The sequence below is a fragment of the Falsiruegeria mediterranea M17 genome, from assembly GCF_900302455.1.
GTDB classification, from domain to species: Bacteria; Pseudomonadota; Alphaproteobacteria; order Rhodobacterales; family Rhodobacteraceae; genus Falsiruegeria; species Falsiruegeria mediterranea.
This window is the reverse complement of sequence record NZ_ONZG01000003.1, coordinates 446,289-472,590: the sequence shown is the minus strand read 5'-3', so window position 1 is coordinate 472,590 and position 26,302 is coordinate 446,289. Positions and strand designations below refer to the sequence as shown.

Genomic DNA, 26,302 nt, shown 5'->3' with positions numbered 1-26,302 from the left:
TGCCCGACGCCATGTCACGTTACGCATTGAAAGTCGAATATCAGGGCGCGCCATTTGCCGGATGGCAGCGGCAAAAGGATCAGCCGTCGGTCCAGGGCGCGATCGAGGCAGCGCTTGCACGTCTTGAACCCGGTCCCCACACGATTGCCGCCGCAGGGCGCACCGATGCGGGCGTGCACGGGCTGGGACAGGTGGCCCATTGTGATCTGAGCAAGGATTGGGATCCCTTCCGCCTGTCCGAGGCGCTGAACCACCACCTGAAGCCCGCGCCCGTCGCAATCGTGGCGGCAGCGCGCGTGGATGATGACTGGCACGCGCGGTTTTCGGCAGTGGAACGGCAGTATCTGTTCCGTATCCTGCAACGCCGTGCGCCCGCGACCCATGACAAGGGGCAGGTCTGGCGGGTCAACAACAGTCTGGATGTGGATGCCATGCGCGAAGGAGCAGCCCATCTGATCGGACTGCACGACTTCACCACGTTCCGCTCGTCCATCTGCCAGGCGGCAAGTCCGGTCAAAACGCTGGACGAGTTGCGCATCGAAAGAGTTCAAGGCTTCTCAGGTCCGGAGATACACTTTCATGTGCGCGCGCGGTCCTTCCTGCACAATCAGGTGCGCAGTTTTGTTGGGACTTTGGAACGTGTTGGTGCGGTTGGATGGTCCCCTGACGACGTTAAGACGGCTTTGGAGGCCTGCGACCGCGCCGCCTGTGGTCCGGTCTGCCCACCACAGGGCCTCTATCTGGCGCGCGTGGGCTACCCGGACGATCCGTTCACTTCTTGATCGGATGCAGCACGAGCGTTTGCAAAGCTACACCTACCGGCCCTTTGGTGTCGTATAGAGTCGCCTGAGACATCCCCACACCGTTGTCGTGCCAATGCGACACCGAGTCTGAGGCCAACCAATCGCTTTCCGGTTCCCGGTGAATTTGCAGGGTCAAATCTGTGTTCATGAAGCCAATGTGGTTTGGCACTTCATTCATGGACAGACCGTTCCCGCAATCTGCCAGCGCACATATTGACTGGATCGGCGATTGTTCCTCGCCTTCAATCAGATTAGGCACGCGGGCCCAAACGATTTTGGGGCCAGGTTCGCGGGATTGCCCTTTGGGAAAGGCCATTTCGGTGAAGTTGCCGAACATCGGCTTGTCATGAATACCCGCGATCAGGATCGGCTCGCCCTGCTCCGTATCCTCGAACCGAGGGCTTTGAACCTGCGCCGTTGGCACATCCGACAGCTCTTTGCGCACCAGATGCATGGTCGTGGCGACGGCGCAGATGGTGCTGTCCTCGGCAACAACCTCGATCCGCGTCGTGGTCAGCGTGCGCGAGTCGCGTTGGACATCGGTGTTCACACGCAGCCCCTGCAACGGCACCGGACGCAGCACATCGATCGTCAGGCGGGTGAGTATTTTGGCAGAGCCCGCCGCCGCCTCGGCTGCGCGCACGACCAGGCCCGTTACAGGCCCAGCGTGACAATGATCCGGTGACCAGGGGCCACGGGCGGGATCGTTTCCGTGAAACGCCCCGTCCGTACCGATCCTGAAATACGAGAGATCTCGCATCAGATGTCAGACTTTCTCCTGCGTGTACTGGCGCAGCTCGGTCCGCGCCACCTGACGGCGGTGCACCGCATCCGGACCATCGGCCAGACGCAGGGTCCGCACATGGGTCCAGGCAATCGCCAGCGGTGTATCCTGGCTGACGCCCTGACCACCAAACATCTGCACGGCCTCGTCGATCACCTTGAGCGCGACGCGAGGCGCCACAACCTTGATCTGGCTGATCCACGGCGCAGCGGCACGCGCATCACCCTGATCCATGTACCACGCCGCCTTGAGACACAGCAGGCGAGCCATTTCGATCTCCATCCGACATTCGGCGATGATGTCATAGTTGGCACCCAACTGGGCCAGCTTCTTGCCAAACGCCTCACGCTGCAACGAGCGTTTGCACATGCGCTCCAGGGCAATCTCGGCCTGACCGATGGCCCGCATGCAGTGGTGGATGCGGCCCGGCCCTAGGCGGCCCTGGGCAATTTCGAACCCGCGCCCTTCGCCCAGCAGGATGCTGTCGGCGGGCACGCGCACATTGGTGAATCTGATGTGCATGTGGCCATGGGGCGCATCATCGTGGCCATAGACCTCCATCGGGCGCAGGATCTCGATGCCAGGGGCATCGGCAGGCACCACGATCATCGATTGGCGTTTGTGCTTGGGCAGCTCGTCTCCGCCAGTCTTGACCATGACAATATAGACCTTGCAGCGCGGATCACCCGCACCCGAAGACCACCATTTCTCGCCATTCAAGACGTAGTCATCACCGTCCCGCACACAGGACATCGAAATGTTCGTCGCGTCCGAGCTGGCCACATCCGGTTCGGTCATCAGGTATGCCGAGCGAATCTCGCCCGCGAGCAGCGGCTTGAGCCATTGCTCTTTCATGGCATCATTGCCGTAGCGTTCGAACACTTCCATGTTGCCGGTATCTGGCGCGGAACAGTTGAATACCTCGGCCCCAAGGGGCGTTTTGCCCATCTGTTCGGCGAAGTAGGCATATTCAACAGTCGACAGGCCAAAGCCCTTGTCGCTGTCGGTCAGCCAGAAGTTCCACAGCCCCTCGGCCTTGGCCTTGGCCTTGAGCCCTTCAAGGATCTCGGTCTGGCGCGCGGTGTACTGCCAGCGGTCTTCCTTGGCGATCTCGTCATGGTATTCCTGCTCGAGCGGCATGATCTCGTCGCGGATCATCGCTGTAACCCGATCCAGCAGTGCGCGGTTTTCTTCCCGCATTGTGAAACTCATATCCATGAAATCCTCCCCTGGCGCCCTCTGGTCGACCACCCGATCGATACCTGCGCTAAACTCTAGTCTTTACGTCTGGTCAAAGTGTGGCTTAGCTGCGCCGGGTAAGTCCAGCGGTGTGACGGCACGTCATCCAAAAGTTTGTCAGGAAGGGAACGAAATGGCTTTGTTGATCGATATCGGTATCAGCGGGTGGATGACCGAAGAGGAGCTGGCCGAGCAGGTCCGCGCCGCGATGCCCGAAGCCGATGTCCGCACAAGTGCCGATGTGGGCGATCCTGCGGACGTCACCATGATGGCTGTGGTCAGCCTGAATGGCGATCGCCCGACCGAATTTCCGAACCTGCAACTGGTGCAAAAGCTGGGCGCAGGGGTGGAAACCATCGTCAAACACCCCGGCCTGCCCGATCATGTCCGCGTGACGCGCCTGAAGCCCGACGCCCCGGCGCGAGAGATCGCGGAATGGTTCCTCGCCTACATCCTGAGGGCGCAGCGCAACATGGACAAGCACGATTCGGATCAGGCAATCAGCGCCTGGGGACCGATTGAGCCCCGTTACACCCCCGACACCGCGGTTGGTGTTCTGGGCCTGGGCCATATCGGCAGCCGGTCGGCGGGCATGCTGCGGGACGTGGGCTTTCAGGTCAAAGGCTGGAGCCGTTCGTCGAAACAGATCGAAGGCGTGGATTGCCGTCACGGCTATGACGCTTTGCCCGGGCTTCTGAGCGAGTGCGACTTTGTCTGCTGCATCCTACCGTCGACGCCGGAAACGGTTGGCCTGTTTGATACCGATTTGCTGGCGGCACTGAAGCCTGGCGCACAACTGCTGAATGCGGGGCGCGGAGACCTGATTGACGAGGCCGCCCTGATGGCGGCGTTGGATGCAGGCCAGTTAGACCGCGCCATCCTGGATGTGGTCAGCGAAGAACCTCTGCCGTCAGATAATCCGCTTTGGACGCATACAAAGGTTGTGATCACGCCGCATGTGTCCGGCTGGCACTTGGGCGACGCGCTCAAGGATGTGGCCGAAAATTATCGTCGGCTGAGCGCGGGCGAGCAACTGTTGCATGAAGTTGACCGCGACCGCGGCTATTGACGTGATCGGTTGAGAGGTCGGGGCCTACCCGACCTCTTCGATACGGCATTTCAGCTCTGCCCCACCGGGGGGCATGAACAGCGCCTCGTCTCCCTTGGTGAAAAGAGAGGACGCTCCGTCCAAGAAGGCGTCACTTTCATATTTTGCACCAGAGCCGGTGGGAACAGACGGAAGGGCGACGGCCATATCCCGCCATTTCAGCACTGCCATCGGAGCGCGGGAGTTGACAAACACCACACCGATGGCCGCGTCGAACCCATCACACGCCAGAACTTTCGGGCCGTTACTGACCCCGGCTGCATCTTCGGTCCGCGCGTTGGCGTAACCGGTTCTCAAATCCATGATGCGAAACGCGTATTCGTTGGCAACGCATGTGTCCAAGCCCAGCGACGACTTCCAGCACTCGTCACGGCCCTTGATCCAGCCGCGTTGCATCGCCTTCAATTCATTCAGCCGCTCACCGGATACATCCGACGCTGCCAATCGGTAGAGGCGCGTCACTTCGACATCGAGCTCGGCCAATGCGTCCGAACTGCACACAGCGATCTCCGCATCGCTCTGTGCCTTGGCACAGTCAAAAGACGGATCAGCGGCCAAAGCCCAAGTGCCACAAAGAGCCGATAACGTGGCCAGATACCAAGATTTCATGTCGCCCCTCCCGTTTCGCGGCTTGTCGCAAATCAGCCTAGGCTAGATCTCTCGAAAATCAATCCTGTGCCCACTTAAGAACGGGTTTGCCTGCGCAAGAGCCTAGAGACTTGGCGCAACCGCAGCGCCGCGTTTAGCGCGGCGCTGCCCGGCCCAACGGGAGGTCGGCCCGTCAGGGCTGAACCGACGGGCGGGAGCCGCTCCGGAGCTCGGAATCAGCTTATGAAATCCTTGTACCCGGCTTCGTCCATGTAATCGTCCATGGGCGACAGATCGGATGGCTTCATCTTGAAGAACCACGCCTCGCCCATCGGGTCTTCGTTGACGCGTCCGGGTGCGTCAACCAGCGCCTCGTTGACCTCGACGATCTCGCCGTCTAGCGGGGCCAAGATGTCCGAGGCCGCTTTGACGCTTTCGATAACAACAATCTCATCATCCTTGGACACTTCGGTGCCTTCTTCCGGCAGTTCGATGAACACCACGTCCCCCAACTGCTCGGCCGCATGCGCAGTGATGCCAACCACGATCAAATCGCCCTCGGGCAGCAACCATTCATGTTCTTCGGTATACTTCATTTTCGTTTTCCCTGTTTGTCCCCTGGGTTCGGGGGTGTCTTGCGAGGGCCGCCTGTGGGTCAAGCGATCCCCCTTCTATCCCACAAACCCATCCGCACCGTACTTACCGCAAATCTCAGCGACAAGACCCTACTGCCCCACCTCGAAATGCTCCCGCCCGTCGTCAATGCCCCTTGCGGGACATCTCCTCCCGTTGGGCCAGGCTCATGCGGGCTTTGCCCGCATGAGCCTGGCCCCCCGCCGTCCGCAGGACGCAAGGCCGACAGGCCGCGCAGTTGGCAAGCTGGTGCTCTTAATTCGGTAACTTAAGGGGTCAACAACCAGGTGCCATTTGCATCCTGGCACCATCGCGTGCGGATCTCCCGCGACTGCGGCGCCCCTTTGGGATACACGAAATGCTGCATGAAAACGCAGTTGCCCTGCCGTGCCCGGAGCCTCACCGTCCCCTTCGAACCCGAATCCGGATTGTTCCACGACAGTTGCCGACCAACGCTGGGAATGCCGTTGACAAACAACTGATCCACCGTGGCCTGCATCACCTTATAGTCGCCCGGTGTAAGCCCGATCTCGCTGATGATCCGCGACAAGGGTTTGGCTTGTGCTGCAACGGCCAACACCGCCGACAGAAAAACGACCGAAATCAAATGCTTCATTGCTGCCTCAAATGCTCCTGATGGTTCGATCACACAGCACCAGCGCATCGAACACAGTCTTTGTCCCATCGTTACACGGCCCGCGTCGGCTTGTCCAAACCCCCAAATGCAAATCTTCAAAATATCCAGAAGAAAGCTATCCGATTAACCCGCCTTTCCAGCCAATCATCATCCCCGCATAGTGCCCTCAACTCTCAGGATACGAGGCATTCATGGCACATCCCACCTACTACGCCCCAACCGGCGGCCACCCCGGACAAGAGCAGCTTTTGACCGACCGCGCCATGTTCACCACCGCCTATGCCGTCATCCCCAAAGGCACGATGCGCGACATCGTTACCAGCTTTTTGCCCTTCTGGGACAAGACGCGCGTTTGGGTTCTGGCCCGCCCGATGAGCGGCTTTGCCGAGACCTTTTCGCATTACATCATGGAGGTTCAGCCCGGTGGCGGCAGCGAACGCCCGGAAACCGACCCAAACGCCCAAGGGGTGCTGTTCGTTGTCGAGGGAGCGGTGACGCTGACCATAGACCAAACCGATCATGTGCTCGAAGCGGGCGGCTATGCCTATCTGCCCGCAGGATGCGCCTGGCGTTTGAAGAACCACGCCGGACCGGCAGCGCGGTTTCACTGGATCCGCAAGGCATACCAAGCGGTTGACGGAATTGACTTGCCAGAGCCTTTTGTCACTCGCGAGCAGGACGTTGCCCCGAACGAGATGCCGGGAACCGAGGGGCGCTGGTCCACCACCCGCTTTGTGGAACCTGAAGACCTGCGCCACGACATGCACGTCAATATCGTCAACTTCCTGCCAGGTGGCGTGATCCCCTTTGCGGAAACCCATGTGATGGAACACGGACTCTACGTGCTCGAAGGCAAGGCCGTCTATCGGCTGAACCAGGACTGGGTCGAGGTCGAGGCCGGTGATTACATGTGGCTGCGCGCCTTCTGCCCGCAGGCCTGTTATGCGGGCGGTCCCGGTCGGTTCCGCTACCTGTTGTACAAAGACGTCAATCGCCACATGCCTCTGTCCCCGCCACGCTAATACAGGCGTCGGGGGTTCACAGGCCGCGCGAAATTTGGTCAAACAGAGTCATAGCATTCAAAATGACGGAGTTTGGTCGATGAAAATCCGCGCAACAGTTCCTGTTCTGCTCGCAGCTCTTGCTGTCGCAGGCTGCGAGGCCACCACTTTGACCAAGCCGGAATACCCCACCAAATCCGTTGGCGTCATGAGCCGCACCTGGGAAGTGGTTCAGGTCGCGGACACGCCGGTCACCTACCGGGCGACCCGCGATTGGAACAACCTCAACCCTTACGGCCCGCCCCCGCGTCGCCGCAGCGTTCAAGCGGCGACAGCCATTCAGCAGGCCACCGGGTGCCGGGTGATCTGGTCGAGCATGTATGAAAACATCTCGGGCCAGTTCTATTCACAGGTCAGCTGCCCGCCGAGCGTCGCCTCGGGCAGCTAAACCGACGCCCCCATCGCAATCGACAAACTGCGCGCAGCGGATTTGACCGCTTGCGCCAAGCCTTCGATGTCTTCATCCGTGACCCGAACGGTCGGGCCTGAGACCGATATGCCCGCGACCGGCTCGCCAAAGGCGTCGAACACGGGGGCAGCGATGCAACGCATACCGTCTGTTTTCTCATCCGCGTCAAAGGCATAGCCACGACCCTGACTGATCCGCAAATCCTCGATCAGCGCGTCAAGCTGGGTCAGCGTCTGTGCCGTGTAGGTTGTCAGCGGCTGCACCGACAAGATCGCGTCGCGCCGATCCTCAGCCATGAAGGCCAGCAGCGCCTTGCCTATGCCCGAGGCATGCATCTCCGACACCGTACCGGGCGGGAAAAAGGCCCGTATGTTGGAATGTGTCTCAACCTGGCTGACAAACAGCACCTCACCGTTGCGTTCGATGCCAAGGTTGGCGGTCTCTCCGGTCTCTTGCATCAACGCGCGCAGGATGGGCCGCGCCCGCTCCACAAGGCTGGTTCGGCGCAGGAAGGTTGCGCCGATCAGGAACGCACCTGGTCCAACGCTCCACAGCTGCGCGCGGTCGTCGAAATCCACAAGCTCGCGGTTTTGGAACGTCACCAGCACACGATAGACTGTCGCCGGAGATTGGCCGAGATCAGATGCCAGGTCGGTCAGGGTGACAGCGCCTAGCTCCCCCAATCGCTGCAGCACGACGATGGCGCGGTCCAGCGATTTGATCGTGTTCTGCTCGGTCTTGTCGTGCCATCCGCGCGGGCGTCCACGCGAGCGTTTGTCGGTCGATTCCACAGGGTCATTCATTGCGCCACCTCAAGAACGAAAATAGATTTCATATTGTGAAAAATTCAACCATCTGACAAGAAACAATTTTTCCACAATCTCTGTTTTTGAAATATTTTTTCAAAAAAATTGCTGACGCGTGTGCCCTCTTATACGCTGGTTCCCAAGCAATCAAGGAGACGGCCATGAGCCATCAAAATCCTCTGTTCATTCCAGGCCCCACCAATATCCCCGAAGTGGTGCGCAAGGCCTGCGACATGCCCAGCATCGACCACCGCTCGTCGCTGTTTGGTGACATCCTGCATCCCGCCCGCGAGGGCGTGCGTCAGGTTTTGAAAAGCAATTCGGCCGAGGTGTTTCTCTTCCCAGCCTCGGGCACCGGCGGCTGGGAGACGGCGATCTGCAATACGCTGTCTCCCGGTGACGCGGTTCTGGTCGCGCGCAACGGCATGTTCTCACACCGCTGGATCGACATGTGCCAGCGCCATGGGCTGGACGTGCAGATCGTTGAAACCCGCTGGGGAGACGGTATTGATGCGGCCCGCTATGAAGAAATCCTAACCGCCGACACCCATCACCGGATCAAGGCGGTGCTGGCGACGCATAACGAGACCGCAACCGGCGTTCGTTCGGACATCGGCGCCATCCGTCGCGCCATCAACAGCGCAGGCCACCCGGCCCTGTTCTTTGTTGATGGGGTCAGTTCCATCGGGTCGATGGACTTCCGGTTTGACGATTGGGGCGTCGATGTCGCCGTCACCGGGTCGCAAAAGGGGTTCATGCTGCCCGCTGGTCTCGCCATCGTGGGTTTCAGCGCCAAGGCATTGGCCGCGACCGAAACCGCCACCCTTCCGCGCACCTTCTTTGACGTGCGCGACATGGCCGCCGGTTACGCCAACAACGCCTACCCCTACACGCCCGCCGTCGGGCTGATGAACGGGTTGAAGCTGACCACGCAGATGCTGCTGGACGAAGGGCTGGAGAATGTCTTTGCCCGCCATCACCGCATCGCCGAAGGTGTCCGCCGTGCGATCCGTGCCTGGGGGCTGGAGCTCTGCGCCGCCTCGCCGGATGTTGCATCCGATACCGTCAGCGCGGTTCTGACACCGGGCATCAATGGCACCGATATCGTCGCTCATGCGGCCGAATCCTATGGCACCGCCTTTGGTGTAGGGCTGGGTGAGGTCGCGGGCAAGCTGTTCCGTATCGGGCACCTTGGCTCGATGACCGACGTCATGGCCCTGTCCGGAATTGCCACGGCCGAAATGTGCATGGCCGATCTGGGAATGAACATCCGCCTGGGTTCGGGTGTGGCCGCTGCGCAGGAATTCTATCGCCAGTCGCATGCCCACCCACAGCAGGATGCCGCGTGATGAAGGACCTGAACATGACCTTGCCAACTTACCGGGACGTGATCGAAGCGCATGAGCGCATCGCGCCCTACATCCATCGAACACCGGTTCTGACTTCGACCTACTTTGACGACTTGACCGGCGCGCAGCTGTTTTTCAAATGCGAGAACCTGCAAAAGGCGGGTGCCTTCAAGGTGCGCGGCGCGTCAAACGCTGTGTTTGGCCTGGACGACGAGGCCGCCAAACGTGGTGTTGCCACGCACAGCTCGGGCAATCACGCGTTGTCACTGTCTTATGCGGCCGGGCGGCGCGGCATCCCCTGCCACGTGGTCATGCCCCGCACTGCGCCCGACGCCAAAAAGGCCGCCGTGCGAGGCTATGGCGGGGTGATTACCGAATGCGAACCGTGTACCAGCAGCCGCGAAGAGGTGTTTGCCCGCGTCCACGCCGAAACCGGTGCCGACTTTGTGCACCCTTACAACGACCCGCGCGTAATCGCCGGACAAGGCACCTGCTCGCGGGAGTTGATGGAGCAGACCGACGGGCTGGACGCCGTGATTGCTCCGATCGGTGGCGGCGGCATGGTCTCGGGCACCTGCCTGTGGATGAGCCATGCGGCCCCCGAAACGGCGATCTACGCCGCCGAGCCAGAGCAGGCCGACGACGCCTATCGCAGCTTCAAGGCCGGACACATCATCGCGGACGATGCCCCCCAGACGGTGGCCGACGGCCTGAAAGTGCCTCTGAAAGAGAACACCTGGCATTTCGTCCAGAACCACGTGACCGACATCTTGACCGCCAGCGAAGATGAAATCGTGGCGGCCATGAAACTCGCCTGGCAGCGAATGAAGATAGTGCTGGAACCCTCCAGCGCCGTGCCGCTGGCCACCATCCTGAAAAACCCCGGCGTCTTTGCCGGCAAACGCGTGGGCGTGATCATCACCGGCGGCAACGTCGACATGGACCGCCTGCCTTGGACGTAATGAGGATCAAGATAATGAACGCACCCGCAAAATTCGAAGGCCTTGAAGTGGGCTATGACATCCCCGCCCTGCCCGGCATGGCCGAGGCAGACATTCAGACCCCTGCCCTTGTGCTGGACCTGGACGCCTTGGAACGCAACATCACCAAGATGGGCGATCTGGCCGCACAGATGGGCGTGCGCCACCGCGTCCACGGCAAGATGCACAAATCGGTCGATGTGGCCCTGTTGCAGGAAAAGCTGGGCAACTCCTGCGGCGTCTGTTGCCAAAAGGTGAGCGAGGCCGAGGTCTTTGCCCGCGGCGGCATCAAGGACGTGCTGGTTTCGAACCAAGTCCGCGACCCGGCCAAGATCGACCGTCTGGCGCGCCTACCCAAGCTCGGTGCACGTACTTTGGTTTGCGTCGATGATCTGGCCAATGTCGCTGACCTCAGCGAGGCCGCGACCCGTCACGGCACCGAAATCGAATGCCTTGTGGAAATCGACTGTGGTGCGGGCCGCTGCGGTGTGACGACCACTCCAGAGGTTGTCGAGATCGCCCAGGCCATCGACGCAGCATCGGGGCTGAAGTTTTCCGGCATCCAGGCCTATCAAGGCGCGATGCAGCACATGGACAGCTATGACGATCGCCGTGAAAAGATCGACATCGCCGTGGCTATGGTCCGCGACGCTGTGGACACGCTTGCCGCACTTGGACTGGACTGCGACATCGTCGGCGGTGGCGGCACGGGCAGCTACTATTTCGAGGGCGCATCGGGCGTCTACAACGAACTTCAGTGCGGCTCATACGCCTTTATGGACGCCGACTATGGCCGCATCCTCGACAAGGACGGCAAACGGATTGATGACGGCGAGTGGGAGAACGCGTTGTTCATCCTGACCTCGGTCATGAGCCACGCCAAAGCCGATCTGGCGGTCGTTGATGCGGGTCTTAAGGCGCAGTCTGTGGACAGCGGGTTGCCGGTCGTCTTTGGCCGCGATGATGTGACCTATGCCAAATGTTCGGACGAGCACGGTGTGATCTCGGACCCCAACGCGGTTTTGCAAGTCAACGACAAGCTGCGCTTGGTGCCCGGCCACTGTGACCCCACCTGCAACGTACACGATTGGTACGTGGGCGTGCGTGGCGGCAAGGTCGAGGTGGTCTGGCCGATCTCGGCGCGCGGCAAGGCGTTCTGATCTTCCCCCAAACAAAACAACACAGGGGCGTGGCTTTATCCACTGCCCCGCATACACAAGGAGCGGCCCATGTGGATCGTACCTGAGGCAGCGATTGCCGATCTCATGACCGAAGAGGCAAGCTTTGCCGCTGTCGAGTCGGTCTTTGCCGCCATGTCGCGCGGGGACGCTGTGAATTTCCCGGTCATCCGCGAGGCCATTGGCCATGCAGACGCGCTCTATGGCTTCAAGTCCGGGTTTGACCGGGCAGGCCTGAACCTGGGCCTCAAATCCGGCGGCTATTGGCCGGGCAACATGGACAAGGGGCTGACCAACCACCAGTCGTCGGTCTTTCTGTTTGACGCCGACACCGGCCAATGCCGCGCTGTGGTGGGGGGCAACCTGCTGACAGCCCTGCGCACGGCTGCGGCCAGCGCTGTTTCGATCCACCATTTGTCGCGAGCCGATGCCAAGGTCCTAGGGATGATTGGAGCTGGGCATCAGTCAGCGTTTCAAATGCGGGCCGCCGTCAAACACCGCGATTTCGAGAAGGTGATCGGCTGGAACCTGCACCCCGAGATGCTGTCGCGCCTTGCCGACACGGCAGCAGAACTTGGCCTGCCGTTTGAGGCCGTCGATCTGGATCAGTTGGGTGCCGAGGCCGATGTCATCATCTCGATCACCTCAAGCTTTGATCCGATCCTGATGGACGCCCAGGTGCGCCCGGGCACCCACATCGCCTGCATGGGCACCGACACCATTGGCAAACAAGAGGTCGAGGCGACGCTTTTGAGGCGCGCGCAGGTCTTTACCGACGAGATCGCGCAATCCGTGACATTGGGAGAGGCGCAGCACGCCATCAAAGACGGGCTGATTAGGGCCGACACGATCTCTGAATTGGGCGCTGTCATCAACGGCACCCATCCCGGTCGCACCTCCGCCGACGACATCACGCTTTTTGACGGCACCGGTGTCGGATTGCAGGACCTCGCGGTGGCTTCCGCCGCACTGGAACTTGCCATCCAGCGCGGAACAGCCATTGAGGTCGATTTCTAGCCCTGCCATATCTTCGCCCATGAAACTGGCGATCAACGGATTCGGCCGCATCGGCCGCACGATCCTGCGACAGGTGCTTGCCCTGCCGCAGGATTCCGACGTCGAGGTGGTGCAAATCAATGACATCGCCCCGCTCGAAACTTGCGCATATCTGTTCAAATACGACAGCACATTTGGCCCCTATCCCGGCGCGGTGCTGGCCGGGGACGAAGCTCTGGTGGTCGATGGCCGTGCCATCCCGATCACCCACAGCCCCGACCTGACCCGTGTCGACCTGAGCGGCGTTGACGTGCTGCTCGATTGCACCGGGATCGCGCGCACGTCTGACGTGGCGGCGCGCGGTCTGACCGCGGGCGCGGGCAAGGTGCTGATCTCGGGACCCTCTCCAGCTGCTGAAGTGACCATCGTTCTTGGCGCAAACGAGGATGAGTTGGGCAACGCCCGGATTGTCTCGAACGCGTCGTGCACGACCAACGGGCTGGCCCCGCTGGTCAAGGTGATCGACGACATCGCCGGGGTTGAGACCGCGCATATGACAACGATCCACTGCTACACCAACAGCCAACCGCTGGTGGATGCCCCGCGCGGCGATTTGGCCCGCTCGCGGGCGGCGGCGCTTTCGATGGTGCCCACAACCTCGTCCGCAACGCATCTGATCGACACTGTGCTACCCCATCTGGCTGGCAAGATCAGCGGTGCCGCAGTGCGGGTGCCAACGGCGAGCGTATCGGCGGTGGATCTCGTGGTGCAACTGTCAACGGATATGGACGAGGCAACCTTCAGGGACCACCTGCATCGGCAGGTTCTGGACTCGCCCGTCCTGGGCTGGACCGATATGCCGCTGGTGTCCTCGGACCTGCGCAACCGGCCCGAATCGCTGATCATCGCCGAACCGGAAACCCGCATGACTGGCACACGGCAAGTGCGTGTCTTCGGTTGGTATGACAACGAATGGGGGTTCTCTGCGCGGATGCTTGATGTGGCAATGCGGATGGCCAGCTAACTCTCAGTATCTCGAAACCGCGCCACGCCACACCGAGCTTCAGCTTGGTGCGGCGTGGCGCCCGGCCCAACTGGTCGGTGGGCGCATCTTTGATGCGTCCCGACCGGGCGGGAGCTCTCCTTTACTCGCCAGACAAGCTGCCTGAGCCGTGACCGGACATGCCGCCTGACACTTCTTCGGTCGCCTCATCCGCCAGTTCTTCGGGCAGGATCAGGTTCAGCACGATGGCGATCAACGCTGCTGGCAGAATGCCCGAGGCCGCCAAGATGCGCAGCGTGTCCGGCAAATATTGCAGCGCGTTCGGCGATCCCGGCGCAAGGTTCATCACCTCCAACTGCAACCCGAAGCCGATCGACAGTGCAATCGCAAAGATCACCATGTTGCGGCGGTTCCAGTTCACGTCCGACAGCATCGAAACACCAGCCGACACAACCATCCCGAACATCACGATCACGCCGCCGCCCAGAACCTCGATGGGAATGGTGCGGATCAGCGCGCCCACCTTGGGGATCAAACCGCAGACGATCAGGAAGATCGCACCGATAGTCACCACATGGCGGCTCATCACACCTGTCATGGCGATCAGGCCCACGTTCTGGCTGAACGATGTATTCGGGAACCCACCAAACAGACCCGCAATCGCCGAACCGATACCATCGGCAAAGGTCGCGCCCTGGATCTCCTTGTCGGTCGCCTCGCGCCCTGCGCCCCCTTTGGTGATGCCGCTAACGTCACCCACAGTTTCCACCGCGCTGACGAATGACATCAGGCAGAAGCCGATGACCGCCGCCAGGCTAAAATCGATCCCGTATTTGAACGGTATCGGCAAACCAAAAGCAGCAGCGCGGTTCCAGCTCTGGCCGATCCCGTCCAGGCTCACCAAACCAAAGAACATGGAATAGATGTAGCCCGCGACGATCCCGATCAGCACCGCCGACACAGACAACATCCCACGCGCAAAGAACTTCATCCCCAACGTGACAAAGATCACCACCAGCGCCACTGACCAGTTCAGCAGACTTCCGTATTCTGGGTTGTTGAACGCCTTGGCAGGCACACCACCGGCCGCGTATTCGATACCCACGCGCACCAGGTACAGACCGATCATTGTCACGACGAGGCCTGTCACCAATGGCGGCAGAGCAAATCGGATGCGGCCGATCACGGTTCCAAGCAGCGTATGAAACAGCCCACCGATCAAAACGCCGCCAAAGAGCGCTGGCAGCGCCTCGACCCCTTTGCCCGCAACCAACGGGATCATGATCGGGATGAAGGCGAAACTTGTGCCCTGCACAATGGGCAGGCGCGCACCCACCGGTCCCATGCCGATGGTCTGAAACAGCGTTGCGACGCCCGCAAAGAGCATCGACATTTGGATCAGATAGGTCATGTCAGGAAAGCCCTGCGCCCCTGCGTCCGAACCAAATCCAAAACCGGCCGCGCCCGAGATGATGATGGCGGGTGTGATGTTTGACACAAACATCGCCAGCACATGCTGAATGCCCAGGGGCACCGCCTTGTGCAATGCAGGTGTGTAATTCGGATCGCGCAGCTGTGCCGCGGTTCCTATCGAAGTGTCAGCCATGATCTCACTGTCCTCCCTTGTGGGTCTCATGGGGGTCTTGCCGCTTCTTTGTCTGGCGGCTTCTGATTTGGTGGCCGCCCTTATCCGGGCCGTGCCACCACGAATGGGGTGTCGAACCAATGCTCTTCTAGATTGGCCCCTTCCCCGATGCGGTCGACGACCGCAAACAGTCCCGGCGCAAGCAGCGGGGTCAAAACCCCGTGCCATGTGCCCCGGTGAAAATTGATCGCCTGCCCTGCTTTTGTCTCAAAGGCCAGCGGGCGCCCCGGCGTGCCGAGTTCATCCTTGGCGACGATCACCAGAAAGGGATGTTCCGTCATCGGGATGAACAGCTGGCTGCCTTCGGGGTGCCGTTCGACCAGTTCCAGCGTGTAAGGCAGCGACCGCGGGTTAGCATTGAACAGGCTCACCCCGGCGCGTCCTTCGATAAAGTCCAGCGAGGCCCGGTCGTGATAGCGCCCGCATTGTCCCTGGTTGATGATCTTGTCGGGCTCTCCCGCAACCTCGATCACCTCGCCAAAGGGTGCAAAGGCTTGGGCCGAGATCGGCTGAATGGCTATCTGCTGGCTCATGACGGCAGGATGTCCCGCAGGCGGAATTCGGCAATGCGTTCAACCTGTCGGCATGCCTCGGCAAACTCGGTGTCGCGATCATGGTCGATCCTGCGCTGGAACGCCTCAAGGATCGAGGTCTTGTTGTGATCGCGCACTGCAATGATGAAGGGAAAGCCAAACTTATCCACGTAAGTTTGATTTAGTTCAGTGAATGATGCGCGCTCGTCATCCGTCAGCGCATCAAGCCCAGCCGAGGCCTGCTCGGACGTGCTTTCCGCTGTCAGCCGTTTAGCCTGCGCCAGCTTCCCAGCCAGATCCGGGTGCGCCGTCAGCACGCCCAGACGTTCTTCGTCGCTGGCCGAGCGGAACATCCGCGCCAGCGCGTTGTGCAGCCCGCCCGCCGTGTCATGCGCCAGTCCCAATTCCAGATCATGGGCCCGTTCAGCGATCCATGCCGAGTGTTCAAAAATACCACCAAAAGCGTCGACAAACTCTGCGCGTTCCATCTGCGATGGGCGCGGGTGTTTCACCGGCGGATGTATCGCCGCCCAATGTTCGGCAATCTGCAGCCGCGTGGCGAACCAGACATCTTGGTGGCCTTGGGCATAATCCAGGAACCGTTTGAGCGCCACGACCCGTCCGGGCCGCCCGATCAGACGACAATGCAGGCCAATCGACATCATCTTGGGGGCGCCCTCTTCCCCTTCGGCATAGAGCGCATCAAAGCTGTCCTTGAGATACGCAAAGAACTGATCACCCGAATTGAACCCCTGCGGGGTGGCAAAACGCATGTCGTTACAATCAAGCGTGTAGGGGATGATCAACTGGTCCCGCCCGTCGATTTCAGCCCAATAGGGCAGATCGTCGTCATAGGTGTCCGAGATATAGTCCATACCTGCTTCCGCTGCGAGGCGCACGGTGTTCATCGAACAGCGCCCCGTGTACCAACCGCGCGGCGGCTCGCCCACCACTTCGGTATGCAGGCGAACGGCTTCGGCGATCTGCGCGCGCTCATCCTCTTCGGGCATGTCCTTGTGCTCGACCCATTTCAGGCCATGGCTGGCGATTTCCCAACCCGCCGACGTCATCGCTGCCACCTGGTCAGGTGAACGCGCCAAAGCTGACGCCACACCGTAAACGGTGACAGGCAGATCCTTCATCAACCGATGCAACCGCCAGAAGCCGGACCGCGCACCGTATTCATAGATGGATTCCATGTTCCAATGCCGCTGCCCCGGCCACTGCGCCGCCCCCACGATCTCGGACAGGAACGCCTCGGACGCCTCATCCCCGTGCAGCAGGCAGTTCTCGCCCCCCTCCTCGTAATTCAGGACGATCTGAACGGCGATCTTGGCCCCGCCCGGCCACTGAGCCTTGGGGGGCGTTGCGCCATAGCCAATCATGTTTCGAGGGTAACGAGGGGCAGACATGGGGGAATTCCGGTGTTGTTTCTGAAGCGCTCAACCCTGAATAGCGCAGAAAGCCTGGATCGTTTATCAAATGCTGATTGATAGTGTTTCAGCATTTTCATCGTCCACAGAAAGGTTTTCCCAGCTAACCTTCAAAAAAACCTGAACACACTGTCACAGGTGCGACGTTTGCATTGCCTTGGCGGCTGCGGCACACCCAACGGCAGAAGAATGGAGACGAAGCGATGAGCGGCTATCTAACAACACATGTTCTGGACACGGCAAAGGGCTGCCCTGCGGCCGGATTGAAGATCACATTGTCCCGAGTCGACGGAGACACGCGGCAGGAACTTGTCGAGATGATCACCAATGAGGATGGTCGCACGGACAGCCCAATCCTGCCAACGAGGACGTTCGAGACAGGGACCTACGAGTTGATCTTTCACGCGGGTGACTATCTGCGAGCTTCAGGCCAAGCGGCAGAAGAGCCCTTGTTCTTGGACCAAGTGCCAATTCGGTTTGGCATGTCGGACGGTGACGCGCACTATCACGTGCCGCTGCTGCTGTCGCCATTCGGGTTCTCGACCTATCGGGGCAGCTGACACCAAAAACCCAGGGGGGCTCCCGCCCGTCGTCAATTTTTCTGACGAAAAACCTCCTCCCGTTGGGCCCGGCCTCGCTGCGCTCGGCGGTCGGCGCTTGTAGCAAGCCAGACGCCCCAAACGGGACCGCGCCGAGCCGCAGGCGAGGCGCCAGGCCCAACGGAGCAAGGGCCCGTCAGGGCATGATGCGAGGGCGGGAGCGCCCCCACTTCCCTAGACCGCTTTGGCCTCTGCAGAGCGCACCGCCTTGCCGACGCGTTCAGTCATGAAGTCCATGAACAGCCGTGTCTTGGGGTCCTGGTGGCGACGATGTGTATAGAGGCATGCCATCTGCACCGGTGTCGGCGGCGTGTCCTGTCCAACCCGGACCAACCGGCCCGACACCAGGTGATCGGCCACTTCGAACACCGGTTTCATCGCGATCCCTTCGCCCGCTAAGGCCCAATCAGTCAGCACGTCCCCGTCATCGCATTCATAGCGGCCCGACACCGCGAACCGTTTTGGTCCTTCGGGTGTTTTCAACAGCCATTGGAACTCTGTTGCCCCGGGGAATCGCAGATTCAGACACTCATGCCCGTCAGACAACAGGTCCTCGCCGGACACAGGATGACCACGTCGTTCGACATACTCAGGCGCGGCACACAGCACCCTTTGGCAATCCGCAATCTTGCGAATTCGCAGATTGCTGTCTTCAGGTTGGCCCAGGAAGAACGCAAGATCCAAACCTTCGGTCGTCAGATCAACAGATCGATCCGTCAAGCGCAGGCGCACGTCAATCTCAGGATAACCTTGCAGAAACTCAGGAACCTCAGGTGCCAACAGCCTGCGCCCCACCCCCAATGGCGCGGCCACAAAGAGCGAACCGCGCGGATTGTCCGTCAGGTTCATCACTGTCGCCTCGGCCGCCTCGACGCTATCCAACACTGTCACAGCCCCGGAATAGAACGCCTTGCCATGCTCTGTCGGTGTCAGGTTGCGCGTCGTCCGCTGGAACAGCCGAACGTTCAGGTGATCCTCGAGCTGCGAGATGCGCGCCGAGGTTACCGCAGGTGAAATGCGAAGGTCGCGCCCCGCAGCTGACATGCTGCCTAGTTCATAGACCCGGACGAACGTGCGAATGTTGTCGAGATAGGACATTTTCTCAGATTTTTTGATACAGCTTGATACTATATGGGAATACCGAATAAACGCCGCTTTGCCTAGTCTGCCTGAAAAAGACCGGAGTGACCTTTCATGTATGATTTTGCTGCCTTCTGGGACTGGGCCGCCTTTGCGGTGCGCTGGTTGCACGTGATCACGGCGATGGCCTGGATCGGCTCGTCCTTCTACTTTATCGCATTGGACCTGGGCCTGCGCAAAGCACCCGACTTGCCCCCCGGCGCCCATGGTGAGGAATGGCAGGTGCACGGCGGCGGGTTTTATCACATCCGCAAATACCTGGTGGCCCCTGAACAGATGCCCGAGCATCTGACCTGGTTCAAATGGGAAAGCTATACGACCTGGTTGAGCGGCGCGGCACTGTTGATGATCGTCTATTGGGTTGGCGGTGAGCTCTATCTGATCGACGCCAACAAAGCAGATCTGGCCTTGTGGCAGGGGATCGCGATCTCGGCTGCTTCGCTGACCATTGGTTGGCTGATCTATGATTTCCTGTGCAAATCCGGTCTGGGAGAACGTCCCACCCTGTTGATGGTCCTGCTGTTTGTCCTGCTGGTGATCATGGGTTGGGGGTACAATCAGATCTTCACCGGTCGAGCGATGATGCTGCATCTGGGGGCCTTTACGGCGACCATCATGACGGCCAACGTTTTCTTCATCATCATGCCGAACCAACGCATTGTGGTGGACGACCTGAAGAATGGACGCACACCCGATCCGAAATACGGCAAGATCGCCAAGCTGCGCTCAACCCACAACAACTATCTGACGCTGCCGGTCGTGTTCCTGATGCTCAGCAACCACTATCCGCTGGCTTTTGCCACCGAGTACAACTGGATCATCGCCAGCCTGGTTTTCCTGATGGGCGTGACCATCCGGCACTATTTCAATTCGATGCACGCTGGTAACGGGAAGCCAAATTGGACCTGGATGGTGACTGCGCTGCTGTTCATTGCGATCATCTGGCTCTCGACCGCCCCGATGCACCAAACACTCGAGGAGGCCGAGGCCAAACCCTTGACCCCCTACGAGCAGAAGTTTGCAGAGGCCGACGGGTTTGAAGAGGCCCATGAGATCGTGCTCGGTCGGTGCTCGATGTGTCACGCCCGCGAGCCGTTCTGGGATGGTATCCTGTGGGCACCCAAGGGCGTTCTGCTGGAAACCGAGGCTGATATCGCGCGCAATGCGCAAGCCATCTATCTGCAGGCCGGGATCACACATGCGATGCCACCCGCAAACATCACCTACATGGAAGACGAAGATCGGATGGCGATCGTGACGTGGTTCAACAGCGTCAACTGAAAGCGGCCCGTTTCGACGCCAGCCCAATTTTGCATAAACCACAATCTATAGAGGATATGTGGCGCAATTTCCCCCTCCTCCCCCCGCATCTTGTGTGCTATTCAAAATACTGAAGGCAACGCCGTAGAACCGGCGTGCCGGTGCGAGTTCGGGCAGTCTGGAGCCACGGGGATGAGATCAAGCGGCCGTTTCGGCGCCGTGTTGCGCGGTATGACACTTGCGTGTGGGCTTTGCCTGCCATCTATGGCGTTGGCCGTGGAAACAGCACTCGTAGCGCCGGGTGCCTCGGAAGACCTGACTGAACGCCTGACTGCCAGTTCTCTGGCGTTGGGGGCCGAGCGGCACGGATTGACCGAACCGATTGAGGTGTTGTCCGCCGCGCTGTCGGATTATCGCACCCTGGTGCAGGTGCTTTACGACGAAGGGTTTTTCAGCCCCGTTGTCAGTGTCAAACTAGACGGGCGCGAAGCTGCGAAAATAGACCCTCTGCGCATCCCGAGCCAGATCAACCGGATCGACATCACCGTTCAAACCGGCCCTCAATTCAAATTCGGCAAGACCGAGATCTCGCCCATCACACCCGACACCGAGCTGCCCGAAGGTTATGCGCCGGGCCAGACGGCCACCACCGGAACCATCCGCGATGCGGCATCAGCCGGGATCGTCGGATGGCGCGACGCAGGATACGCCAAGGCCAAGGTCGGCGATCAACGCATCACTGCCCGCCACCGCGACGCGCAGCTTGATTCGGACATCGATCTGTTGCCCGGACCCAAGCTGAAGTTCGGCAAAATGCACATCTCGGGCACCTCGGACGTTCGTCACGAGGCGTTGCGGCGGATCGCAGGTTTCCCCACCGGCGAGGTGTACAGCCCGGCGGGCGTGCAAAAGGTCGGGACGCGCCTGCGCCGCACCGGCACCTTCAATTCCGTCACCTTGCGGGAACGCGATGTTCCAAACCCGGATGGCACGCTTGATTTTGATGCAGAATTCGAAGACCTGCCCAAGCGCCGCCTGACCTTCGGGGTCGAAGTCAAATCGACCGCCGGTCTGGATCTGACCGCAACCTGGATGCACCGCAACGTATTCAACAACGCCAATCGCTTCCGGTTCGAGGCCAACATTCGAAACATCGGCGGCACAGAAGATATCGACGGTCGCATCGGCTTTCGTCTGGATCAACCTGAGAAATTGGGGCCCGATGACAGTATTTTTTACATCGGCAACCTCGAACGCCGAAATCGGACCCACTACAAGGTCACAAGTGCTCATTTGGGCGTTGGTGCCCGGCGCACGTTCTCGGAACAGCTCTATGCAGAGGCCTGGTTTGGGTTCAACTACGCGTCATCCGACGACGCCTTTGGTACAGACCGCCGATTCCGCTATCTGATCCTGCCTGTGCGGTCCGAATGGGACAAGCGCGACAATCCGGTCAGCGCGACCAAAGGATTCTATCTCGACGCGCGGTTCACACCCTACGCCGGGCTGAGCGGCACCGAGAGCGGTGCGCAGTTTTTTGTGGATGGGCGCGGATATTGGGACGTGACATCGAACGGCGGCATTATCCTGGCTGGCCGGTTGCAGTTGGGGTCCATCGTGGGGTCTTCGCAAGCCGGAACGTCGCCTGAGCTTCTGTTCTACTCGGGCGGTGCCGGAACCGTACGCGGCCAACCTTATGAATCGCTAGGCACTCCGGTTGGCACCGGAATTGCAGGCGGACGCTCGTTTCTGGGTGTGTCAGCCGAGGTGCGCGGGCGCGTGACCGAAAAGATCTCGCTCGTCGGGTTTTATGACATCGGCCTGATCGACGCCAAATCCTTTGTCACTTCCGCTTCGTCCCGCCATGCGGGCGCGGGTCTGGGTGTGCGCTATGATCTGGGTGGGTTTGGCCCATTGCGGGTGGACTTGGCCTTGCCGGTTGAAGGGTCCACGGGCGACGGATTGCAGTTTTACATTGGTATCGGGCAGGCCTTCTGATGAAACGTTCCTCTAGTTACCTCCTGACCGCCAGCACATGCGTCGCCCTGACCTTAACAGCGCCGCTTTGGGCACAAGAGGATGAGGAATCGGGCGGCATGCTGGTCGATTTCCTTGAGGACACCCTGTCTGGCGAAGGTCGCCAGATTCAGGTGCGTGGCATCGAAGGCGCGCTGAGCGCCAAGGCCACCATCGAACAGATCGTGGTGTCCGACGACGATGGCCCCTGGCTGACGATCAATGACGCAGTGCTGGACTGGAACCGTTTGGCTCTGATTAGGGGGCGGTTTTCGGTCAACGAGCTGACGGCGCGTGAAATCCGCGTGGACCGCCCCCCCGCCCCAACGACGCAGGCCGAGCCCCTGCCGGATGCGGGAACACAGCCGTTTCAATTGCCGGAACTGCCGGTGGCCATTGAAATCGGCGAAATTCGCGTGGACACCTTGGGCCTGGGCGAGCCGCTGATCGGACTGGCGGCCGAGCTCAAGGTACAGGGTAACATGACCCTCGCCGACGGGACGCTGGACACAAATCTGGCCATTACCCGTCTGGACCGGCCAGGCGATGCCATTGAACTCAAGGCCGGGTTCCAGAACGAAACCAGCCAGATCGCGCTGGACTTGCAGGTGATCGAGGATGCGGGCGGCTTGATTTCGACCGCGCTGCAAATGCCCGGGCAACCGCCCCTGCTGCTGACCGTCAAGGGCGAAGGCCCGCTGACGGACTTCACCGCCGATCTGTCCCTGGCCAGCGACGATGCCGAGCGTGTAGCGGGCCAAGTGCGTTTGCGGGGCGTACCCTTTGGCGCGGACGAGACACAAAACAGCATCGCCTTCAGCGCCGATCTGGGCGGCGATGTCACGCCGTTCCTGGAAGAAGAATTCGACACCTTCTTTGGCACCGACACACAGCTGCAAGTCGAGGGCATCAGTGACCCGGACGGGCATCTGGCGATCTCGCAGCTTGACGTTTCGTCTGATGCGCTCAAGCTCAAGGGTGAGCTGGACATGGCAGCTGGCGGGATATTGAGCAAGGTGGCGCTGCAGGGCCGTATCACACCGCCAACGGGCGACCGGGTTGTGTTGCCAGTTGCTGATCCACGCATCACGCTTGAGGCGGCGCAGTTTTCCGCCCTGCTGAACCGCGAATTGGGCAACCACTGGGATCTGAGTGTAACGGCGGATACACTGGAAACCCCCGACGTTGTGGTAAAACAGGCCCGTATCACGGGCCAAGGCACGTTGGATCAGGGTGAAGCTATGGACCTGCGCGGCGATGTGCAGGCTGTGCTGAATGGGTTGGCGTTTTCCGACCCTGCGTTGAACCAGGCAGTTGGCCGGTCCATCACGCTGGATGGGTTCTTTGACCTGGTGAGCGGTGACAATTTGAACCTCAGCGATGTTGTGGTCCGTGGATCTGACTACACCGCGACGGCAAACGCCGAGATCAGCGGCCTGCAAAGCGGGTTCGAAGTGGACGGAACCGTCAATCTTAAAGCCAGTGACCTGTCGCGCTTTTCCGGCGTGGCGCAGCGCGATCTGGCAGGAACAGTCACAGCCGATCTGACAGGCAAAGGCGCGCCCTTGGGTGGCAGCTTTGACTTCCAGCTTGATGTTGAAGGAAACGGGCTGAAATCCGGAATGCCCGAGATCGACCCGATCATCGCCGGGCGTACAACCATCGCCTTGGACGCCGTGCGCGACCAGCAAGGGCTTGAGGTGCGCAACCTGACGGTCGTGGGACGGACCCTACGGGCCGAGGCTGCGGCAAAGCTCACCGGGACAGATGGGGCCTTTGCGCTGGATGGCACGGCGCAGGTTGAGGCAGAGGATCTGTCAGTCTTTTCTGCTCTGGCCGGGCGGGAATTGGCGGGCCAAGTACAAGCAAATGTCACCGGCAAAGGTGACATGGCAAGCCAGCATTTCGATGTGAAACTAAACGCCAATGCGCAAGATCTGAAGAGCGGCATGCCCGAGATCGACCCCCTGATCACCGGCCGCACCACCATTGTTCTGGACGCCAAGCGGGATGACACAGGGCTGGACGTGCGCCAGTTCTCGCTTGATGGTAAAGCCGTCAACGCCGAGGCCGTTGCCAAGCTGACCGGTACCGAAGGCGCCTATGCACTCAGCGGCAATGCCTCGGTCAACGCGCCTGACTTGTCGTTGTTCTCGGGCCTCGCCGGGCAAGACCTGACCGGAAATCTGCAAGCCAAGGCTGCCGGGTCCGGGGATCTGGCAAGCCGTCATTTTGATGTGCAACTGAACGCCACCGCGCGCGATGTCACCAGCGGAATCGAGCAGGTCGACGCGTTGATCCAAGGCCGCACCACATTGGCGCTGGATGCGGCCAATGCCGATGCGGGCCTGCACATCCGGAACTTTGATCTGAACGGCTCGGCCCTCAGCGCCCAGGCGAGCGGCAATCTGCAAGACACGAATGGCTCGATCCAGTTCAAGGCCGCTCTTGATGAGCTCAAGCGTGTCATCCCCACCCTGTCGGGCCCCTTGACCGTGAACGGGGATGTGAAACCTACCGGCAGTGGCCTGACCGGCACTGTTGAAATCGACGGCCCCGAAGCCTCAACCGTGGCGCTGAACGGGACCGTGGGAACCGACGGCTCTGCTGATCTGAACTTTGACGCCAGCTTGCAGCGTTTGGAGCGTATCGTTCCCGAGTTGGTCGGAGCGCTCACCGCCAAGGGCAACGCCAAACGCGACAATGGCGTGTGGGAGATCGACGCAGATGCCACCGGCCCCTCGGGTCTGACCAGCAAAGTCGCAGGCAGCTTTGACGAAGGGTCCGGGCAAGCGGATGTCACAGCCAAGGGCACCATCGGTCTGGGCATCGCCAACCTGTTCATATCGCCCAATTCCATCGACGGCTCCGCGCAATACGACCTGGCGCTGAAAGGCACGCCAAGCGTCGAGGCCATCACCGGCACGATCACCACCTCTGGCACAACAGTTGCTGTTCCCGCCGCCGGTCAGACCTTGACCAACATCAGCGGGCGCGTTGCCCTGGCAAACGGCAGCGCCACCATCGGGATCACCGGTGGGCTGCGGGCCGGCGGCACGTTCAACGTCAGCGGCCCTGTTGAATTGGCGCCCCCTTTCAATGGACGGATTGCGCTGCAACTCAACGAATTGATCCTGACCGACAACGTGTTCTTTGAAACCTCGGCCAATGGCCAGATCACCATGTCCGGCCCGCTTGCGGGTAACAGCGCCATTGCCGGGCAAATCGTCTTTGGCGAAACAAACATCGACCTCTCAGCCGCCTCGGGCGCCGTTGGGGCTGCCCCCATCCCCGAGATCCGTCATGTAGGGGAAACCAGTGCGACGTTCACGACCCGAAAGCGGGCCAAATTGGTGCAAACCTCAAGCGGCGGTTCAGGCCCGGTCATCTCGCTGGATGTAAGTCTTCTGGCTCCCTCCAAGGTCTACGCCCGCGGACGCGGCTTGCAGGCGGAACTGGGAGGCCGCATCCATGTGGGTGGCACCACGGCGGCCATCGCGCCATCGGGTCAGATCGAGCTGATCCGCGGCAACTTCGACATTCTGGGCCGTCGCCTGAAACTGACCAAGGGCATCGTCACCTTACAGGGCAACCTGACCCCCTATCTGGAGTTTGCCTCGACCACGACGACCTCGGACGGTTCTGCAACGCTTGAGATTTCCGGCCCGCTGGATGGCCCGGAAATCAAGGTCTATGCCGACCCTGAACGCCCCAGCGAAGAGGCGCTGGCCATGCTGCTCTTTGGCAACCGGTTCTCGGAGCTTTCTCCCATTGTGATTGCCCAGATGGCCGCCTCACTCGCGCAGCTCAGCGGCGCTGGCGGGGATTCCACCAAAGGCATCCGCGAAGCCACAGGTGCCGATACTGTCGAGGTGGGAACCGATGACAGCGGTGCAGCGCAGTTTGGTGCAGGGGCGTATCTGGCTGACGGGCTCTATACCGATTTCACCGTCAACACCAAGGGCGAGACCGAGTTGAACCTTAACCTGGATGTGACTGAGAGTTTCACGCTCAAGGGGACTGTGGACAATCAGGGCGAAACCTCGGTCGGTGTGTTCTTTGAACGCGATTACTGAGGTGTGCAGCCCCGGCGGTTGACCTC

The 26,302-nt window shown here is 60.6% G+C and carries 23 protein-coding genes; 13 read left to right on the top strand and 10 right to left on the bottom strand.

Going from position 1 to position 26,302, the window contains the following annotated elements:
- The first annotated feature begins 11 nt into the window (after window positions 1-11).
- The gene (gene truA, locus TRM7615_RS08325; protein WP_108786433.1) at window positions 12-782 is read left to right on the top strand and encodes a tRNA pseudouridine(38-40) synthase TruA; all 771 of its coding nucleotides are present in this window, start codon (window positions 12-14) and stop codon (window positions 780-782) included.
- Here the strand turns inward: truA and TRM7615_RS08320 are convergent.
- Together TRM7615_RS08320 and TRM7615_RS08315 are read right to left on the bottom strand one after the other, a co-directional pair.
- Window positions 772-1,563, bottom strand: a complete 792-nt coding sequence (locus TRM7615_RS08320) for a thioesterase family protein (RefSeq protein ID WP_108786432.1) — start codon at window positions 1,561-1,563, stop codon at window positions 772-774. The two genes, truA and TRM7615_RS08320, sit on opposite strands and share 11 nt — an antisense overlap.
- 6 nt (window positions 1,564-1,569) lie before the next feature.
- Window positions 1,570-2,805: an acyl-CoA dehydrogenase family protein gene (locus TRM7615_RS08315; RefSeq protein WP_108786431.1), complete on the bottom strand. Its 1,236-nt coding sequence runs from the start codon at window positions 2,803-2,805 to the stop codon at window positions 1,570-1,572.
- Between the two features lie 154 nt (window positions 2,806-2,959).
- Here TRM7615_RS08315 and TRM7615_RS08310 point away from each other — a divergent pair, with 154 nt between their 5' ends.
- Window positions 2,960-3,895, top strand: coding sequence for a 2-hydroxyacid dehydrogenase (locus TRM7615_RS08310; protein ID WP_108786430.1), 936 nt, complete (start codon window positions 2,960-2,962; stop codon window positions 3,893-3,895).
- Between the two features lie 24 nt (window positions 3,896-3,919).
- Here TRM7615_RS08310 and TRM7615_RS08305 read toward each other — a convergent pair whose 3' ends face one another.
- From TRM7615_RS08305 to TRM7615_RS08295, 3 genes are all read right to left on the bottom strand, one after another.
- Window positions 3,920-4,543, bottom strand: a complete 624-nt coding sequence (locus TRM7615_RS08305; protein WP_108786429.1) for an MliC family protein — start codon at window positions 4,541-4,543, stop codon at window positions 3,920-3,922.
- Window positions 4,544-4,758: 215 nt separating this feature from the next.
- The gene (gene gcvH / locus TRM7615_RS08300; RefSeq protein ID WP_108786428.1) at window positions 4,759-5,118 is read right to left on the bottom strand and encodes a glycine cleavage system protein GcvH; all 360 of its coding nucleotides are present in this window, start codon (window positions 5,116-5,118) and stop codon (window positions 4,759-4,761) included.
- Between the two features lie 305 nt (window positions 5,119-5,423).
- The gene (locus TRM7615_RS08295; protein ID WP_108786427.1) at window positions 5,424-5,771 is read right to left on the bottom strand and encodes a hypothetical protein; all 348 of its coding nucleotides are present in this window, start codon (window positions 5,769-5,771) and stop codon (window positions 5,424-5,426) included.
- A gap of 212 nt (window positions 5,772-5,983) precedes the next feature.
- On the opposite strand from TRM7615_RS08295, the gene TRM7615_RS08290 reads away from it, so the two are divergent.
- Window positions 5,984-6,814 (top strand): bifunctional allantoicase/(S)-ureidoglycine aminohydrolase, encoded by an 831-nt coding sequence (locus TRM7615_RS08290; RefSeq protein WP_108786426.1) that lies wholly within the window; start codon window positions 5,984-5,986, stop codon window positions 6,812-6,814.
- A 79-nt stretch (window positions 6,815-6,893) separates the two neighbouring features.
- The gene (locus TRM7615_RS08285; protein ID WP_108786425.1) at window positions 6,894-7,241 is read left to right on the top strand and encodes a hypothetical protein; all 348 of its coding nucleotides are present in this window, start codon (window positions 6,894-6,896) and stop codon (window positions 7,239-7,241) included.
- On the opposite strand, the gene bhcR is transcribed toward TRM7615_RS08285, so the two are convergent.
- A complete protein-coding gene (bhcR, locus tag TRM7615_RS08280; RefSeq protein ID WP_108786424.1) occupies window positions 7,238-8,065 on the bottom strand; it encodes an HTH-type transcriptional regulator BhcR in 828 nt (275 codons plus the stop codon). The two genes, TRM7615_RS08285 and bhcR, sit on opposite strands and share 4 nt — an antisense overlap.
- A 164-nt stretch (window positions 8,066-8,229) precedes the next feature.
- Here bhcR and bhcA point away from each other — a divergent pair, with 164 nt between their 5' ends.
- From bhcA to TRM7615_RS08255, 5 genes are all read left to right on the top strand, one after another.
- Entirely contained in the window at window positions 8,230-9,417 is a 1,188-nt protein-coding gene (bhcA, locus tag TRM7615_RS08275) for an L-aspartate--glyoxylate aminotransferase BhcA (protein ID WP_108786423.1), read from the top strand.
- On the top strand, window positions 9,417-10,379 hold the full coding sequence (gene bhcB, locus TRM7615_RS08270; RefSeq protein ID WP_108786422.1) for a beta-hydroxyaspartate dehydratase BhcB: 963 nt from the start codon (window positions 9,417-9,419) through the stop codon (window positions 10,377-10,379). Before bhcA ends, bhcB begins: the two co-directional genes overlap by 1 nt.
- Window positions 10,380-10,393: 14 nt before the next feature.
- Window positions 10,394-11,557 (top strand): 3-hydroxy-D-aspartate aldolase BhcC, encoded by a 1,164-nt coding sequence (gene bhcC, locus TRM7615_RS08265; protein ID WP_108786421.1) that lies wholly within the window; start codon window positions 10,394-10,396, stop codon window positions 11,555-11,557.
- A 69-nt stretch (window positions 11,558-11,626) separates the two neighbouring features.
- A complete protein-coding gene (bhcD, locus tag TRM7615_RS08260; protein WP_108786420.1) occupies window positions 11,627-12,592 on the top strand; it encodes an iminosuccinate reductase BhcD in 966 nt (321 codons plus the stop codon).
- A 19-nt stretch (window positions 12,593-12,611) separates the two neighbouring features.
- Window positions 12,612-13,595 carry a type I glyceraldehyde-3-phosphate dehydrogenase gene (locus tag TRM7615_RS08255; protein WP_108786419.1) on the top strand — a complete coding sequence of 328 codons (984 nt, stop codon included), beginning with the start codon at window positions 12,612-12,614 and terminating at the stop codon, window positions 13,593-13,595.
- A gap of 121 nt (window positions 13,596-13,716) precedes the next feature.
- Here TRM7615_RS08255 and TRM7615_RS08250 read toward each other — a convergent pair whose 3' ends face one another.
- From TRM7615_RS08250 to puuE, 3 genes are all read right to left on the bottom strand, one after another.
- Window positions 13,717-15,180 (bottom strand): uracil-xanthine permease family protein, encoded by a 1,464-nt coding sequence (locus TRM7615_RS08250; RefSeq protein WP_108786418.1) that lies wholly within the window; start codon window positions 15,178-15,180, stop codon window positions 13,717-13,719.
- 80 nt (window positions 15,181-15,260) lie between these two features.
- Window positions 15,261-15,752, bottom strand: a complete 492-nt coding sequence (locus TRM7615_RS08245; RefSeq protein ID WP_108786417.1) for an ureidoglycolate lyase — start codon at window positions 15,750-15,752, stop codon at window positions 15,261-15,263.
- Complete coding sequence (gene puuE, locus TRM7615_RS08240; RefSeq protein WP_108786416.1) at window positions 15,749-17,164, bottom strand: allantoinase PuuE; 1,416 nt, start codon at window positions 17,162-17,164, stop codon at window positions 15,749-15,751. Before puuE ends, TRM7615_RS08245 begins: the two co-directional genes overlap by 4 nt.
- Window positions 17,165-17,388: 224 nt before the next feature.
- On the opposite strand from puuE, the gene uraH reads away from it, so the two are divergent.
- Entirely contained in the window at window positions 17,389-17,745 is a 357-nt protein-coding gene (uraH, locus tag TRM7615_RS08235) for a hydroxyisourate hydrolase (RefSeq protein ID WP_108786415.1), read from the top strand.
- Between the two features lie 213 nt (window positions 17,746-17,958).
- Here uraH and TRM7615_RS08230 read toward each other — a convergent pair whose 3' ends face one another.
- Entirely contained in the window at window positions 17,959-18,882 is a 924-nt protein-coding gene (locus TRM7615_RS08230; protein ID WP_108786414.1) for a LysR family transcriptional regulator, read from the bottom strand.
- Between the two features lie 96 nt (window positions 18,883-18,978).
- Here TRM7615_RS08230 and TRM7615_RS08225 point away from each other — a divergent pair, with 96 nt between their 5' ends.
- From TRM7615_RS08225 to TRM7615_RS08215, 3 genes are all read left to right on the top strand, one after another.
- Window positions 18,979-20,205 carry a urate hydroxylase PuuD gene (locus TRM7615_RS08225; protein WP_108786413.1) on the top strand — a complete coding sequence of 409 codons (1,227 nt, stop codon included), beginning with the start codon at window positions 18,979-18,981 and terminating at the stop codon, window positions 20,203-20,205.
- A gap of 255 nt (window positions 20,206-20,460) precedes the next feature.
- Complete coding sequence (locus tag TRM7615_RS08220; RefSeq protein ID WP_235824044.1) at window positions 20,461-22,182, top strand: autotransporter assembly complex protein TamA; 1,722 nt, start codon at window positions 20,461-20,463, stop codon at window positions 22,180-22,182.
- A complete protein-coding gene (locus TRM7615_RS08215; protein ID WP_108786411.1) occupies window positions 22,182-26,276 on the top strand; it encodes a translocation/assembly module TamB domain-containing protein in 4,095 nt (1,364 codons plus the stop codon). Before TRM7615_RS08220 ends, TRM7615_RS08215 begins: the two co-directional genes overlap by 1 nt.
- Window positions 26,277-26,302 lie beyond the last annotated feature (26 nt).